Here is a 16,117-nt window from a genome sequence, read left to right as displayed (position 1 = left end):
CTCCCGGTTTCAGGAGGCTGTTTTCATCACTGCTCGGGATCGATCATAACGGAACAGTTGTTATGAAACGACCAGGCATAGGCATCCACCTGCCTGTGGAAGAGAACTTCCAGGGCGTGGCGGTAGGCGTTGAGCTGGCCGCTGTAGGCTTTGCGGATCGCTTCGGGAGTCTTGGCATCCGTCTTGAAGTCAATCAGCAGAATATGGTCTTCACCGATGGCGACAAAGTCCATGGAACCGTGCATCGTGCGGTTTCCTTCTTCATAGTAGAACGGGAACTCCTTGTGGATCTCCATCTGCAGAGCCTGCCGGTAGAGGTCACTGTTGCCGAAGGCAAGAATCGCCTTCTTTCCGGCTTCAGGGATTTCAAGATCTTTGAGATCGTCTTCAGTCCACATGCGGTTGGGCAGCTTTTCCACCGATTCATGAAGCAGGGTTCCATAGTTTGTGCCTGTATGGTATTCCTTCGCAAGATCAAGCGTCGGCAGAACGGTGTATTCCAGGCCGCTTGGTGTGCCGTCGATCGTTTCTTCGATGGCCTCTCCCTGATAGCGGGGCAGTGTCTCTGCATAGACTTCGGGCTTGAAATCGCGGTTGGTAATGTCGGCGGGGGCGATCTCTTCATACCGGAGCATGTCGTTGTCAATCATGCATGAAAGGATAAGAGCGGACATGCCGCCGCGCTGATTGAGTAACGAAAGCGTAACCGGTCTCGAAGCATCCGGCTTTTTGACACCGGCATCGACGATGATGAGACGCTTTTCGGCACGGGTAATCGCGACATAGAGAAGACGCGTAAATTCTTCGAGATCTTCGCGGTTGCCCTTGTTGGCGATGGCGGTGAAGTAGACCGAGGGGCGGCGTGCGCTCCATCTGGTATCGAGCCGGTTGATGCCGGCATACAGTTCATCATCCACGATCAGCGGCTGCGAACGGTCGCGGTAGCTGTTGCGTGAAGTGGACCAAAGGAATACAAACTTGTACTGCAGTCCCTTGGAGTGATGAATGGTCGTAACCGTTACGACGTCGGCGTCGCGGCCCTTGGAGATGGCCTGGGAGCTTGATTCGTTTTCGGAGGAATTCATGTACTCCACAAGATCGGCCAGAGTTGTAAAGCCGCCGGCAATGACTTTGTCAAAGAGGGCGTCGAAGTTTGCCTGTTCCTGGCGGCTCTGACGTTCGAGGAAATCATGTCTACGTGCCAGCTCGCTGAGAAAGCGGTCGATGCCTTCCCGGGCGGCGATGGTACGCAATTCGTTGAGCTCTTCGATGACTTCGGGATGATCCATTTTGAGGCCTTCCACAAGACTGCCGCCGTCAATGACCATTCTTGCAAGCTCTTCATCCGTAAAGGAATAGAACGAAGACGTAAGAACCGAAGTCAGGGCGATGGCGTCGGAGGGATTGCTCAGGGCGCGGCAGAACGCCGTCACCGTCAGTACCATGCGGGACTGGAAGAAGCCTTCCCGGGCATCAATGTCATAGGGAATCGATGCCGCATCGAAGGCGGAGCGAAGATACGTCTTGTCGGCGTGTCCCCGCGTCAGGATACAGAAGTCGGAGAACTTCAGGGAAGGATCGTTCTGCTTTTCTTCGAGGATGCGCGAGGCGATCCAGGTGCTCTTGAGCTGTTTGGAAGTCAGTTCATCTTCCGGATCATCAGTGACGTTGATGAATTCGACAGGAACCGGATCTTCCTTCTGACGGTCGCTGTTGGGTGTGACGGTGTCAAGGGCACCATAGCTGTCCTTGAGGCCGGGCACATTCATGGCCCGTACAAAGAGGCGGTTGGTAAATTCGATGATCGAAGCCATGGAACGGTAGTTGTGACGCAGAGTGATGCACCGGTTGGCCGGATCCTTCATCAGGGAGCGCATCAGATCGGGCTTTGCCTGGCGGAAGCGGTAGATGGACTGCTTCACATCGCCGACGCGGAAGACATTGTCCGGTCTGGCGATGGCTTCGATGATCGTGTTCTGCAGGACGCTGGTGTCCTGGAACTCATCGACCATGATTTCATCGAGAGTGTCGCGGATGGCGGCTGCCGTTTCGCCGTTATTGGCTCTCAGGATAGCGAGGGCATAGTGTTCCATGTCCCTGAAATCCATGCACGCATCCCGGCGCTTGAGCTGCTGGAAGCGTTCTTCATAGAGCTGCGCCAGATCGATCAGACCGGCGATGAGGGGGCCGACTTCGTTGGCATCCTGGACCAGAACATCTTCGCTGTAGGCATCCTGGACACAGGCTTTGAGGGCCGCATCCATGTTCTTGCGGATGGCGGTGTAGACCTCGTCCTTGGTCAGGGGCGGTGTCTTCTGTTCGGCCAGGGCAATCAGTCCCTGACGGAACGGCTCCCAGCTGCTCTCTTCCAGCAGTGCTTCGCAGTTGCGTGTGCAGGCGAGCTTGGCATCAATCAGTTCCGTCTTAAGCTTTTTGTTGTCGGCGGTGCGCTCCTTCATCTGTACCAGAGCATCTTCAATCGTATGCAGGCGCAGATCAAAAGAGGCGAGATACTCTTTTTTGATGCCTTCCGGAAGTTGGCGGAAGGTACGGACCGGTTTTACGGCTTCTTTGGCCTTGCCATACCAGGCGGCTTCATCGTCGCTGGCAGAAGCGTGGCTGACGATTTCCTCCAGGGCGTCGTAGAGGGTGTCGTAGTCTTCGGGACGCGGGGAGATCGTTTCAAGAACCGCGAGCAACAGATCGTGATGGTCCTTCTCATATGCGTTGACGGCATCTTCGAAGGCCTGCTTTTTGTAGGCTTCCACCTGGCCGCCGGAAAGAATGTGTTCACCCGTTGCCGGATCGAGGCCGATGACGTTGCAGTATTTCTGAATGATCGAGAGGCAGTAGCTGTCGATCGTTGTGATCTTGGCTGTATCGAGGGCGATGAGCTGGTCATTGATCCAGTTCAGCTCGTCCTGCGTAGTGCCGGATGCGGCACGATCATGGAGACCGGCGGCGAGGCGCTTCTTCATCTCGGAAGCGGCGGCTTCGGTAAAGGTGATCGCAAGGATGCGGCTGATCGGAATCCTATCGTCCAGACACCGCTTGATGAGACGTGCCACAAGAACACCTGTCTTGCCGGCACCGGCGGAAGCGCTGACCAGGACGCTGGTGCCGGTCGCATTGATGGCTTCCTTCTGTTCGTTATCGAAGCGTGTGCTCATGCGTCTTCCTCCGTTTCTTCATTGTTCGAATCATTGCCGACAAGAGGCACCGGTTTACCCATGGCGCCATGGAAGCGGCAGATGCTGCGGAACAGACAATAGGTGCAGGCACTGGACGTAGAAGAGGTTGCGATCGGCTTCAGATCGATCGTTCCCTTCAGCACCTCATCCCTAAACAGCGAATAAAGGGAAAGCGTATCGTCCCGCAGCGCGGAATAGTCATGTCCTTTGGTGAGAGACTTGATGAACGAGCCGTCATCGTCCTGTTCCACGATGTGGGTTTCATCGCAGTTCCAGCCCGTGAGGCGGCGGTTTTTGATGAACTGTGCCTTCAGCCATTCCTCGTCCGGAATGACTTCGGTATAGACATTGCGCGATACGGTACCTGCCGGAATGGTAAAGGGAGCGCTCTTGAGAGACATGTACCAGGTGGCGGTAGGCCTGCCGTACCCCGCATCATCGACGGCGACAAGATACGTCGGCAGCTGCAGCTGCAGGCCGGCCTTGAACTGGTTTTCACTCAGTGTCTTGATCGAGCTCTTGTAGTCGATGATGCGGACTAATCCCTCGCCTTCGGCTCCTTGAGGCTTGGTGTCGATGCGATCAAAGATACCCCTCAGCTTCACACCGTCGACGATCTCCTCTTCAAAGTGACGCTCCGTAAATGCGGGCTGGAACGATGTGTGGCGCTCATAGGCTTCCAGAAACAGAAACGCCTGTTCCAGAGCCAGGGTCAGCCGGTCCATGGTGAGAGAGATCATGCCGCTTCTATTCGGGTACATGGCCTTGAGGGTATCGAAGAACGGTTCCATCCAGGTGCGGATGGAGGCTTTGCCAAGGGCGGCATACTGTTTGCCGTACGTTTGGACGCTCTGCTCCAGTACGGCGTGGGCGATTGTGCCGATGGAGCGGGGGTCAAGAGCAGTGCGCTCCTTCTGGCCAAGGCGGATGCCGTAGGCGAGGAACCAGGAATAGGGGCAGTTGAACCAGCGCTCGATGCTGGAAACGGAGCCGCAGATTTTACCGTCCCGCAGAATGAGACTGTGCATCAGTTCGCTGCTCAGATGATGCTCCGGCTCTTTGACCGGTTCCAGACGCAGAACGTTCCACTTCTTTGCGCTGCCGCGTTCAAACATGGATTCAACGTCATAGGCGAGCTGCACTTCGCGGCCTTCGTAGTCTTCCGAGGCATAGGACCAGATCAGTTCTTCGCTGGCGCTGTGTCTGATCCAGTCGAGCTGGTCGATGTAGGCGTCATGGCGTTCCTTCAGCGTCGGATAGCCGGACACCTTGGAAATATACGCCTCATCGAAAAGACCCTTCATGCCTTCAAAGCCCGGATAGGAAGATCCCGCGCAGCCGGCAACGTAGGTGCGTGCCTGCGCATCAACAGGATGCGAAAGATCAGTGACGGTTACGAAGCTGCCCTGGCGGTGGGATGATTGTGCGCCGGTGCGTTCGATGGCGTGGATGAGAAAGAGGGCAGACGATTCGTCTTCCGCCATCGGCCCGGCTTCGCGCAGTGTGTTGTACAAAGCGAAGGCGGCCGCCCTATCTGCCGCGTTTTGAATGATGGGATGCTGGCAGATGATCTGATACGCGGCGCTCAACGCCTCCTTTGGGGAAGTTGTGTTCAACAGCAGGTCAAGTGAATCCTGAATGGAGGCGAAATAGTCTTTGGCCCGTGTGCCGTAAAATTCTTCGGCTTTGGCATCATGGAAGCGATCGGAAAGTACAGGCTCGGGGCAGGAAAGCTCTGACATGGAGCTGGCGAGCCAGGTCTGCAGATCCAGAGGGCAGCGCTGCGGGAAGGCATCGGATTTCAGGGCATAAAGAAAGCTTGTCAGATCCTTCTTCAGGGCAAGCTCAGCCAAAGAGCCGTAGATCCGCGGGACATGGATCGTTTCCGGTTCCTTGAAACTGGTATAGGGTACCTGATAGCGGGAGAGGATCTGGCGCAGGACAGGATACTGGGCACTGTAGCTGACAAGAATGATGTTGGCCGGCTTATTGTGGAGGCAGATATCCTGAACGATCGCCTCCAGTTCTTCGCGGGGAAGATCCGCTTCGCGCAGGCTGACAGTGGCCGGTTCACTCTGCCGTACGGTTGTGGCAGGGATGCCGTCAATGATCAGCTGTTTCTCAAAGCGGTAGTCGAAGATCGAGGATTCAAACGTTGTATGGATGGAAAGATCGGGGATGGAGCGGATTTCCTGATAGGTTTCCTCTCTTTGTTTGCCGACTTCCTTCTCCCTGAGATCAAGCGTCACCAGTAATGCGAGCATGGTGCGAAGTTCGGCTTCGCTTGCCGAATCCCCCGGCAGTTCAGCGGGATCAATCTGATAGAGGCAGATCGAACGGGCAAATGTCAACAGTTCCTCGACAAAGGCAGGATAGGAGAACATGTCGCGATAGATCGGAAACTGCGACTGATGCTCGAGAAGCAGACGGCGTGCCTTCAATAGCAGGGCATTTGCGTCGCCTTCTTCGGCATGGGGAAACAGTGCGCCCAGCGGAATCAGACGGACGTCGCTGACGCCGCCGGAGCCGTTGGCAAGCTGATGATACAAAGCAGGCTGAATGTAGCTGGAACAGATGATCGTTTTCATGGATAAATTATATAGCAGCAGAATGTCGTAAATTTATGCCAGTCAATAATAAGATAAATGATATAATTTTATGAACCAAGCATTCCCGGTTAAAATACGGGAAGGAAAGCAGCGCTATGACAATACAGGATATCATTGAAGGAGCAGAGACTTGTGAGTACAAGGGTCCTTTAAAAGATTATTCCGGTGCGCCGGAGGCGGAAATTGATTCCGCGTTTCAACAGATACTTGCCGTGTCACCGGATGTATATCTGATTGCGGGCAAAGGGACGGATGTTCAGAAGGGTGCCATCTCCAACCGGATCATTCACTATAAGGATATTTTCAAGCTCGAGGGGCGGCCGATCCGTGTGCCGTATCTTCTGTTCGAAGATGACAGGGCTTTGATTCTGGTTCCGGCCAACGATTACAGCTATATTACGGCGCGCGGTCTCTATTACTGTTTGACGGAGCAGGGTGCGCTGCTGTATCCCTACAGAAACCAGATTGTCGTCATGGAGGCGAAGGATGCGGATCAGATCGTCTCCGTCTGGCAGCAGTTTGCGACTGAGAAGGCGGGACGTCTGCAGCGGCAGGTGGACGGTCAGCGCTACAGCAATTATGATCGGCTGCTGGAAGAAATGATTGCCTCCTCGAAACAGCTGAAGGAAACCGCTGCCGCGTCGCTGGCCGTCACCGATGATCGGGAGCCGCTGATCCGGGAGTACATCGTGTTATGGTTCTATATGAAGAAACTGGCGTATGTTCTTTATATGATGAACCGCGATATCCGCCGCGAACGCTTCGATGGAAATCTGCAGGAGCAGCGCCGTCAGGCCAAGGCCAATGCGGACCGCATCGAATTTCTGAGCCTTTCTGAAATGTGGCATCTGCCGCGGCAGAGATAAGAGATCCATGTTCAACAGGCGTGATGAAGGAACAGATTCCAAAAGAGGAGTCTGTTCTTTTCTTTCGCTCTTCCTTCGCTTATTTCTGCCGATGGATCTGAAAGATGCGGCTTCGATGCTGAAGACCTTTGATGCATGCATGGCCGCTTTCATACCGTGGATGTTATCGTAGATGTACAGCACCAGTCTCTTCGGCCCCATTGCGCTGATTCAAAAGGTGCTTGCCGTCATGCGTGCAAAGAAGAGCGGAGCGATCATCAACGTTTCTTTCATTGCAGGGTGCGAAGCTTCCGTGGCAAGCGGATTCTACGCTTCCAGCAAGGCGGCCTCGAGCTGATGAGTCAGGCGCTGGCCGCAAGGGAACGGGATGCGGCGCTGGGAGCGAGCGGCTCCGCATATTCGCAGGCTGTCGCCGAAGCGACCCAGAAGCGTGACAAGGTAACAGGGCCGAATCCTTCCGAGTCCGCCACAACTGTAACGGTCGACTACGGAAAACAACACGATCTACGTTGAGCAGAACTGAAACGACTGCTTTCAACAGTCTTTTCCCGGGTTTTGTTTTTTCTTTTCTGTTTCCACTGCGCCGGTGGGACTGAAGAACACGGGCGGCCGTTTCTAAAATGTTTAGGGTAATTTCAGAGAACGTTGATCGATCCCCCCTCACCCTGTTGTTTTTCTGAAAAAAGCCTATGATATAATTCACAACGAAGAGGTAATTATGGGCAGAAGATCAAACAACGGCAGCTGGTTTTGGATTATCTTCCTATTAATATTTTTTCCCAGCATCATTGAGGGTTTTCTGCCGCTGCTCGCCATCGTTCTCGGCCTTTGGGCAGTCATTGCACTGATCCGGAATTCTTCCTCCGCCAAAAGCGAAACGCACCGCGGTACACGCTTTTCCGGCCGCTCCCGTACACGCTACACCAGCGGCGATACCCTGCATTCTGCAGATAAGAAGGCACGTGTCAACGTCTATCTTATGAAACGCTATCGGACGACGCGGACAGTGGAACTGGTCGTCAACGGTACGCATATTCTTCTGACAAATCCGAATGACAACTATCGCTCGATGGAACAGCTGCAGGTAAGCATGGGAAGAAAGCGCTATGCCAACATGGAAAATTTCCGTGCCGCCAACGGCGATCTTTACAACTGCATGTTCGATGCGCTGCTGGATCTTGCCAAAAACGCTTCGGAGGGCAGTGCTGCCTACAGCATGGATTTCGCTTCAACAAATACTAATACAAGCGGCCCGGTCGTGGATGCGGAGTTTGTAAAGTCAGGCGAGCGGTTTGCGGATGACACGGATACCAGCGTCCACTCAAAAGACACGGGCGCCGCACAGAACGCGGCGAAGGATGTGCCGCATTCACGCGCAGAAAAATTCAGGGAAACGATCAATGAACTGAACAATGATATTCCGGATGAGGCGATCAGTAATTCTCTGTATGAGACGTCGGCGCTTTTGAAGCAGCTTGGGGAACTGGAAGAGAAGTTTCCCAAGAGCAGTGATAAGCTGACAAAGCTTTATGAGACCTATCTTCCGTATCTGATTCAGATTCTCAGGCAGTATACGAAGATGCAGAATGTGGCTACGGATCCCAACTACAAAGAGAATGAGGAAAATCTCAAGAAGACGATCAATCACATCAATGCGGCGATGCGGGAACGTCTGATTCCTTCTATGTCGGAATATGACTCGAGCAATCTTGCGGCAGATATGAATACCCTCGATGCCATGCTCAGAAGAGACGGCATGTCGGATGAAAACGATATCGCTGCGATGCTAAAAAAGCAGCAGAACAATGAAGAAAAGTCACAGGAGTCTGTATGAGTGATCTCGATGACGAAAAGCAGCGGCTCTACCGCGAAGTCATGGGCAAGCGCCGCACATTGAGCGGCAGCGACACAACCGTGACCAGTCTCGACGACGGCAGCGCAAAGAAGGATGGCGGCGAAATGTCTTCTTCCGTAACTAACGGTATGCTCAGGTCGGCGGACAATGCCTTTCATGAGCTCAAAAAGATCCTGAACAGCCAGCAGAAAGATCTGGAACAGATGTCCAAAGAAAACGGTCTCAGCAGCCAGGACATGGAACGTATGCAGGAAGAGATCCGTGAAGATTACGGACTGTCGGAAAAGGATACGGAAGAAAAGCCGCAGACAGAAGAGATCAATGACGCTGAGGCTTTTCAGCAGATTGAAAAGGAAATGAACGAACGCATCATCGGTCAGAAAGATGCGGTCCATTCGCTGTGTGCTGCGTTCCGGCGCCCCTATGTCATGGGGACGGGCAAGGGTCAGGCAAAGAATGTCATTCTCGTCACGGGTCCCAACGGATCCGGACGCCACGTCAGCGTCAAGACGATGGCACAGCGCATGAACGCACATCAGCTGCTCGGCAGTGACGAGGTATATACGCTGGATCTGAGTCAGTATTCTTCGGCGGCGCAGGAAGGCATCTTCCTTCAGGATCTGTATCAGGCGCTTTCCGGAGAGGGCAGAATTATTACCTTCGAAAACTTCGAAAGCGGCTTTGCACCGTTTCTGCGGATGATCAATGACCTCGTATGCAAGGGTACGATGACGCTGTCAAAGCGCTATGTTCTGAACAAGGGCGTACTCGTTGAAAATCAGACGGGTCTTGTGAAGGATGCGGTGGATCATTTTTCGGCGGAAGGCTTCTATCTTGTGTTTCTGACGTCGAAGGGTACGTCGGCGGTGCAGGATGCCTTCGGAGCCGATTTTCTCTATCACGTCCTTGATACGGTGAAGCTCGATGCGTTTGATGCTTCTTCGGCGGCGGCCTATGTTTCTGCGCAGCGGCAGAACTTCATGGAACGTGTGCAGGGGCAGCTGAAGCTCGATATCCGGTTGGATGATGCGGTTAGCGATTGGATCGTGAAGAACTACGATAAGTCGGCGGGTGCGGATGCGATCAATTCGCTGTTCAATGACTTCTATGTTGTTCTTTCAGAATATGTTCTCCATAACGATGTTGACCTGAGCAAACCGGTGCCGGTCAGGCTTGTGGATGATAAGCCGTGTGCACAGTTTGGGGATCAGAAGGTTTCGCTGCTTCGTTCACGTACGTCGCAGGAGGAAATCGATGCGGTGAATGCGGAACTGGATGAAATCGTCGGCCTGAAGCCGATCAAAGATTATATTCACTCGCTGCAGTCGCATATCGCTCTCAATCAGCTGCGCAGGGCCCAGGGTCTGAAAGCTGCGGAAGTGTCGCGGCACATGATCTTTACCGGAAATCCGGGTACAGGAAAGACGACGATTGCACGTCTTCTGGCACGGTATATGAAGGCGATCGGAGCCCTGAGTCAGGGTCAGCTTGTGGAAGTGACGCGGGCGGACCTGGTGGCGCAATACGTCGGTCAGACGGCACCGTTAACGATGAGCGTCATCAAGTCGGCGCTGGGCGGCGTCCTGTTCATTGATGAGGCGTATTCCCTCTACCGCGGCAGTAACGACAGCTTCGGCCTGGAAGCGATTGATACAATCGTGAAGGCAATGGAAGACTATCGCGGCGATCTGATCGTGATCCTTGCCGGCTATAAGCGGGAGATGAAGGAGTTCCTTGACGCTAACAGCGGTCTGAAGTCACGCTTCCCGAATCAGATCGACTTCCCGGACTATACCGGCGAAGAATTGCTGCAGATTGCTGATCTGCAGGCCAAAGGCAAGGGCTACGTCATCGCTGACGATGCGCGCAAGCCGCTGCTGGATTACTTTACGGAAGTGCAGAGTACCCGTGCCGAAGAAGCAGGCAACGGGCGCTTCGCAAGAAATACGATTGAGGAGGCGATTCTCCATCAGGCGGAACGCGTCATGAAGGATCCGGGTCAGAAGCTCGATGAGCTGCGTCTCTCTGACTTTGATCTGAAGATGGATGAGGCCGAAGAGAAGGAAGACGCCTGAGGGAGCGGATCGTAACGGAATCCCATGAATTATTAACCGGGTCTTCGTTGTTAAACGGGGACCTGGTTTTTCTGCGGCCTGTGCATGCTAAAATGATCCGGAGGCCGATCTATGGAAAAAACGAAACATGTAGTTCTTGTCAGTGGAATGAGCGGCGCCGGCAAGTCGACGGCGATGAGTATTCTTGAAGACATGGGATACCACGTCATCGAGAATTTTCCGATTCAGCTGCTGTCGCTGCTGGTTGATATGATCGAGACCAGTACCGATCCGCGCTACAGCTATATTGCGCTTTCGACGAGTGCGGCGGACTTTCCGGTCTTCCTGCGGACGTTGAAGGGGCAGGGCATTGAAGTCAGGGTCATGTTCCTGGATGCGGCAGACAGCGTCCTGATTCACCGCTACAAGCAGACGCGGCGCATTCATCCGCTGCTTCTGAGCAATACGGCAAATACGCTGGAAGAGGCGATCGCAGTGGAGCGGCAGATGCTGTCGCAGACCAACAACTCCTCCTTCGTTACCATTGATACGTCGTTTACATCTGCGCATGATATTAAGCAGATGATTGAGCAGTACTTTTCGAAGGATGCGGCGCCTTCGTTTTCGATCAGCTTCGTCTCCTTCGGATACAAGTACGGTGTGCCGATGGATGCGGATCTGATGATCGATGTCCGTTTCCTGCCGAATCCGTACTGGGAGCCGAAGCTGCGCATCTTTTCCGGCAACGATGACAACGTCTATCACTACGTCATGGACAAACCTGAGACGCAGGAGTTTCTGAAGCGTCTTCTGTCGTTTCTTGACTATTCCTTTGCCCAGTATGTAAAGGAAGGCAAGAATCACTTTACGGTTGCCATCGGATGTACGGGCGGTCAGCATCGTTCCGTGGCCATTACCAACTTCCTGTATGACCACTACAAGACCACATATCACGTATACAAGTCGCACCGTGACGAGAAGGAGTGGCTGACGCATGAATAAGAAGGTAGTCGTGATCGGCGGCGGCCATGGGCAGAGCACCATCTGCCGCGGCATCAAGAATATTGACAACATCGACATCACAGCCATCGTCACCGTCGCGGATGACGGCGGATCGACGGGCCGTCTGCGGCGGCAGTTTCATATCCCCGCCATGGGCGATATCCGCAACGTCATGACTGCTCTGGCTGCGGAAGAGTCGATGATGAGCGACCTGATGAACTTCCGCTTCGAAGATCCGGACGGGACGGAACAGGATGTGCAGGGACACAACCTTGGCAACCTGATTCTGACCGCCATGACGAAGCAGTGCGGCAGCTTCTTTGAAGCCGTTCAGAAGATCGGCGCCGTCCTCAACGTCAAGGGCCGCATCATTCCGGCTACGACCCAGGTCATTGAACTTTATGCACGCATGGATGACGGCGTTATCGTACGCGGTGAAGCCAACATTCCCAACATGAACAACCATATCAAGAAGGTGTTCTATGACTGCGACGTCAAGGCGACACCGGAGGCTGTGGAAGCGATTCTGGATGCGGATCTGATCATCTACGGCATCGGTTCCGTTTATACATCCATTCTTCCAAACGTGATCATCCCCGATATCTGTGATGCCATTCAAAAGACACGGGCACGACGCATTTATTTCTGCAACGCCATGACGCAGCCCGGGGAAACCGACGGCTACAGTGTTGAAGATCATGTCCGGGCTTTGATCGATCATGGCGCATGTGTCGATGGCGTCGTGGTGGCGGATGATCCACTGCCGCAATCGGCAGTGGAACGCTATGCGGCACAGGACAGTACGCCGGTCATGGTGCGTGATGCGTCGCATGATTACGCTATTTATCCCAAGCATCTGCTGACGTTTGACAATGATCTGATCCGCCATGATCCACAGCGGATTGAGGCGGCGGTGCGGGACCTTCTGCAGGAGATCTGATGTCATTTACCCAGGACGTAAAACTTGAAACTTCTCTGCTCAAGGCGGAGGGCGATGAGGCGCGGGCGGAGCTTTCGGCTCTGATTCAGCTTACTTCTTCGCTTTCGATTACGCATGAGGGCATGACACTGCTGGTGCAGACGGAGAATGCGCCTGTTTCGCGGTGCGTGTACCGGCTGCTAAGGGAGAGGTTTGCGGAGGTGCGCATCGAGCCGATGGTGCGGCGCAAGATGAATCTGCACAAGAATCTTGTCTATATTCTCAGGGTCTACGGGCCGGTGACGGATATTCTCAAGGATCTCGGCATTTACAGTGCCAGAGGCCTTCTGGACAGGCCGCTGAAGACGATCGTGGCCAAGGACAACTGTGCACGCTGCTATCTGCGGGGGGCGTTTATGGCGGACGGCTCGGTCAATTCGCCTTCGACAAGTTCCTACCATCTTGAGATCAAGGCGGCAAACCCGGCACATGCGTCATTTCTGATGGAACTGCTGGAGCGCTTCTACATTCCTTCGAAGCAGATTGAGCGGCGCGGCCACAGCATCGTCTATGTGAAGGCGGCGGAGAAGATCGGCGACTTTCTGCGCGTCATCGGTGCGGACCAGCAGCTGATGGCATTCGAGAATGAACGCATCTCGCGCGACATGAGCAACAACATTCAGCGTCTCAATAACGTGGATGTGGCAAATGAAGTCAAAAGCATGCAGGCGGCGGGCCGGCAGCTGGAAGACATTCAGCTGCTGGAAGAGCATATGGATATGCGCAGTATGGACCCGAAGCTCAAGGAAGTGATGGAGCTGCGCAGGGAAAATCCGGAGGCGACGCTCAATGAGCTGGCGGAACTGTTCCTTCAAAAGACCGGTTCCCCTGTGAGCAAGTCGGGTCTGAAGCACCGCTTCGTCAGGATTCATGAGCTTGCGGAAAAGATAAGGCAGGTGGAACACAATGAACAGCAGTAAGAAGAAAATCCTCATCGCATTTGCCCTGGCGGTGGCGATCATCATCATTTTCTATATCGGGGCAAGAAAATATACGCCGGTGGCGACAATTGCGGTTGTCATTGCCTTTGCCGGCTTTATGCGTACGCGTCATGATGTGTCGCAGGCGGAGCAGCTTGGCAGAAAGGTCCTCAACGAAGAGAAGAAAGAACTGTCAGACTCGGAGCCTGAAAGCATCAACGTCATCGATGCCAGCTTTACGAAAAAAGTGAGCGAAGAAGAAAAGGACACGGAACATGATCCAGCTGGCCGTTGATTTCCGTACGCAGGATCTGAAGGAGGTCTATGAGCGCTGCTGGACGAACCGCAGCCGGGCCTGGGCGGATGTGTTTTTTGACAATGTCATTCGTCCGCAGGATGCCTATGTCGATGTGGAAAACGGAATGATTGCGGCGGAAGTGTTCCGGATCCGTCATTCGCTTCTGTTCAATGGCAGAATTCTGCAGGCAAGTGTCATTTCGGGTGCCTGTACGGTTCCTGACTGCCGGGGCCATGGGCGGATGCACCGGCTGATGGATACGGTCGTTGATGCCTGCAGTCATCAGGAGCTTGTGACCCTGATCGTTCCCAACGGCATCGATACGGTGGATAACTATGCGCAATGGGGATTTGAGCCTGTCTATACGCGGCAGCGCTATCTTCTGCAGCGGCCGGACTGCCGCGAGCTGTCGCGGGACGGCATTGTCTATGATGTGCCGGCAGGCGATCTTCTGAAGGTATACAGTACCTATATTCGCCGCTTTAACGGTTTCAAGGCGCGCACCCTTCGCTACTTTGAGAATCTGCAGCGGGAGGTCAATGCGGTCGGGGGCAGGCTTGTCGGCTACTATGGCGAAGACAACCAGCTTCATGGCTATGCGGTAATTTCGATGCGGGGCCGTGACGGTTGGATCGATGAGCTTGTCTATACGGATTCGCTGGCAATCTGGAAGCTGGTCAATACTGCCTTGACGATGCGCCAGCGCGTCATTCTCGATGTGAGCAGTGCGGAAAACATGAGCCGCCTCTTCCCTTCGGCGCAACGGATGTCCTATGATTCGGCGGTTGTGCGTCTCAATCAGCCGGAGTTGTTTTCAAGGCTGTTTAGGGCACAGGTTTCGTCGGCAAAAGAGGCGTTTGAGCTCAGCAGTCGTCCACTGAACTTCAATGAGCGGTATTGAACAGGGATCAGGCATGCCCGGAAGAGCGATCTTCCCGGCATGTTTTCTTAAGGAGGGTGCTGTGGATGCAATGGTCTTTTCACCTTCCCCGCTATGCAGCAGCAGGCGCCGGCCGCGTCATTGGAAAATTGGCAATGATGCGGCAGAATGCGCATTTTGTGAAGCTTTGGGCGATTGACGAAGCGTGGGTCTGAGATATAATTATCGTGCAACATAGAGGAGGTCATAAATTTCATGACAGATGTAAGAGTTGCGATTAACGGATTCGGTCGTATTGGTCGTCTCGCATTCCGGCAGATGTTTGTCTCCGAGGGCTATGAGGTTGTTGCGATCAACGATCTGACGACGCCTTCGATGCTGGCTTATCTGCTCAAGCACGATACGACTCATGGCAAGTGGGATCATGCGATTTCCGCTGATGACGAGAAGGGAACAATTTCCGTTGACGGCAAGGAAATCAAGATTTACAAGGAGAAGGACGCTAACAACTGCCCTTGGGGAGCTCTGGATGTTGACGTTGTTCTCGAGTGCACAGGCTTCTATACTTCCAAGGAGAAGTCGATGGCTCACATCAATGCCGGCGCCAAGAAGGTTGTTATTTCCGCTCCGGCCGGCAAGGATCTGAAGACAATTGTTTACAGCGTTAACGAGAAGACGCTGACTCCGGAAGACAAGATTATCTCCGCTGCTTCCTGCACGACGAACTGCTTGGCTCCGATGGCTAAGGTTCTGAATGATACATATCCGATTCAGGCCGGCATTATGTGCACGGTTCATGCATACACGGGTGATCAGATGATCCTCGATGGTCCGCAGAGAAAGGGTAACCTGCGTCGTTCCCGTGCTGCGGCTTGCAACATTGTTCCGGCTTCCTCCGGTGCTGCTAAGGCAATCGGTCTGGTTCTTCCGGAACTCGATGGTAAGCTGATCGGTGCTGCTCAGCGTGTTCCGACTCCTACAGGATCCACGACGCTTCTGTTCGCGGTTGTTAAGGGACAGGACATCACGGCTGACAAGATCAACGCTGCGATGAAGGCTGCAGAATCTGATTCGTTCGCTTACAACGAAGAGGACATTGTTTCTTCCGATATCATCGATGAGACACATGGTTCCATCTTCGATGCTACGCAGACGATGGTTCTGAAGATTGACGACAACACTGCAGAAGTTCAGGTTGTTTCCTGGTATGACAACGAGAACTCCTACACTTCGCAGATGGTTCGTACCATCAAGTACTTCGCTAACGTGAAGTAATTCTTACATCACGAAAGCTAATTGAAACATCAGGCCCCGGCCAGAGTAAATCTGACCGGGGTTTTCATATGGAAGGCAAGTTTTGATCAACTCGTCAATGAAACAAAATCGCTGTGAATAAATCGGAAAATTCCAGAAAAGTTAAGAGAAAGTTAGAAATTGGACGAAAAACAAGCTGATTTCTGACA

The 16,117-nt window shown here is 53.6% G+C and carries 14 protein-coding genes; 12 read left to right on the top strand and 2 right to left on the bottom strand.

Features of this window, described 5'->3' with window-relative positions; all coding sequences use genetic code 11:
* Positions 1-26: 26 nt before the first annotated feature.
* Together C1714_RS02990 and C1714_RS02985 are read right to left on the bottom strand one after the other, a co-directional pair.
* Positions 27-3,170 (bottom strand): UvrD-helicase domain-containing protein, encoded by a 3,144-nt coding sequence (locus tag C1714_RS02990; protein ID WP_102341797.1) that lies wholly within the window; start codon positions 3,168-3,170, stop codon positions 27-29.
* Positions 3,167-5,779 (bottom strand): PD-(D/E)XK nuclease family protein, encoded by a 2,613-nt coding sequence (locus C1714_RS02985; RefSeq protein WP_102341796.1) that lies wholly within the window; start codon positions 5,777-5,779, stop codon positions 3,167-3,169. The genes C1714_RS02990 and C1714_RS02985 overlap by 4 nt, the downstream gene beginning before the upstream one ends.
* 116 nt (positions 5,780-5,895) lie before the next feature.
* On the opposite strand from C1714_RS02985, the gene C1714_RS02980 reads away from it, so the two are divergent.
* The 12 genes from C1714_RS02980 (at position 5,896) to gap (ending at position 15,929) form a co-directional block, all read left to right on the top strand.
* A complete protein-coding gene (locus tag C1714_RS02980; RefSeq protein WP_102341795.1) occupies positions 5,896-6,666 on the top strand; it encodes a hypothetical protein in 771 nt (256 codons plus the stop codon).
* Positions 6,667-6,838: 172 nt separating this feature from the next.
* The gene (locus tag C1714_RS02975; protein WP_102341794.1) at positions 6,839-7,003 is read left to right on the top strand and encodes an SDR family NAD(P)-dependent oxidoreductase; all 165 of its coding nucleotides are present in this window, start codon (positions 6,839-6,841) and stop codon (positions 7,001-7,003) included.
* Positions 7,003-7,179 (top strand): hypothetical protein, encoded by a 177-nt coding sequence (locus tag C1714_RS13940; RefSeq protein ID WP_167849908.1) that lies wholly within the window; start codon positions 7,003-7,005, stop codon positions 7,177-7,179. The genes C1714_RS02975 and C1714_RS13940 overlap by 1 nt, the downstream gene beginning before the upstream one ends.
* A gap of 205 nt (positions 7,180-7,384) precedes the next feature.
* On the top strand, positions 7,385-8,500 hold the full coding sequence (locus C1714_RS02970; RefSeq protein WP_102341793.1) for a hypothetical protein: 1,116 nt from the start codon (positions 7,385-7,387) through the stop codon (positions 8,498-8,500).
* A complete protein-coding gene (locus C1714_RS02965; RefSeq protein WP_102341792.1) occupies positions 8,497-10,596 on the top strand; it encodes an AAA family ATPase in 2,100 nt (699 codons plus the stop codon). The genes C1714_RS02970 and C1714_RS02965 overlap by 4 nt, the downstream gene beginning before the upstream one ends.
* A 111-nt stretch (positions 10,597-10,707) precedes the next feature.
* Entirely contained in the window at positions 10,708-11,577 is an 870-nt protein-coding gene (gene rapZ / locus C1714_RS02960; RefSeq protein ID WP_102341791.1) for an RNase adapter RapZ, read from the top strand.
* Positions 11,570-12,517 carry a gluconeogenesis factor YvcK family protein gene (locus tag C1714_RS02955; RefSeq protein WP_102341790.1) on the top strand — a complete coding sequence of 316 codons (948 nt, stop codon included), beginning with the start codon at positions 11,570-11,572 and terminating at the stop codon, positions 12,515-12,517. The genes rapZ and C1714_RS02955 overlap by 8 nt, the downstream gene beginning before the upstream one ends.
* Positions 12,517-13,476, top strand: a complete 960-nt coding sequence (whiA, locus tag C1714_RS02950; RefSeq protein ID WP_102341789.1) for a DNA-binding protein WhiA — start codon at positions 12,517-12,519, stop codon at positions 13,474-13,476. Before C1714_RS02955 ends, whiA begins: the two co-directional genes overlap by 1 nt.
* Positions 13,463-13,771 carry a signal peptidase II gene (locus C1714_RS02945; RefSeq protein ID WP_102341788.1) on the top strand — a complete coding sequence of 103 codons (309 nt, stop codon included), beginning with the start codon at positions 13,463-13,465 and terminating at the stop codon, positions 13,769-13,771. The genes whiA and C1714_RS02945 overlap by 14 nt, the downstream gene beginning before the upstream one ends.
* Positions 13,752-14,675 (top strand): GNAT family N-acetyltransferase, encoded by a 924-nt coding sequence (locus tag C1714_RS02940; RefSeq protein WP_102341787.1) that lies wholly within the window; start codon positions 13,752-13,754, stop codon positions 14,673-14,675. The genes C1714_RS02945 and C1714_RS02940 overlap by 20 nt, the downstream gene beginning before the upstream one ends.
* Positions 14,676-14,740: 65 nt before the next feature.
* Positions 14,741-14,869 (top strand): hypothetical protein, encoded by a 129-nt coding sequence (locus C1714_RS14545; RefSeq protein WP_280951989.1) that lies wholly within the window; start codon positions 14,741-14,743, stop codon positions 14,867-14,869.
* A 40-nt stretch (positions 14,870-14,909) separates the two neighbouring features.
* The gene (gap, locus tag C1714_RS02935; RefSeq protein ID WP_102341786.1) at positions 14,910-15,929 is read left to right on the top strand and encodes a type I glyceraldehyde-3-phosphate dehydrogenase; all 1,020 of its coding nucleotides are present in this window, start codon (positions 14,910-14,912) and stop codon (positions 15,927-15,929) included.
* The last annotated feature ends 188 nt before the right edge of the window (positions 15,930-16,117 follow it).

This window comes from Galactobacillus timonensis (genome assembly GCF_900240265.1).
GTDB lineage: Bacteria > Bacillota_I > Bacilli_A > Erysipelotrichales > Erysipelotrichaceae > Bulleidia > Bulleidia timonensis.
This window is presented reverse-complemented; position numbering and strand designations above follow the sequence as displayed.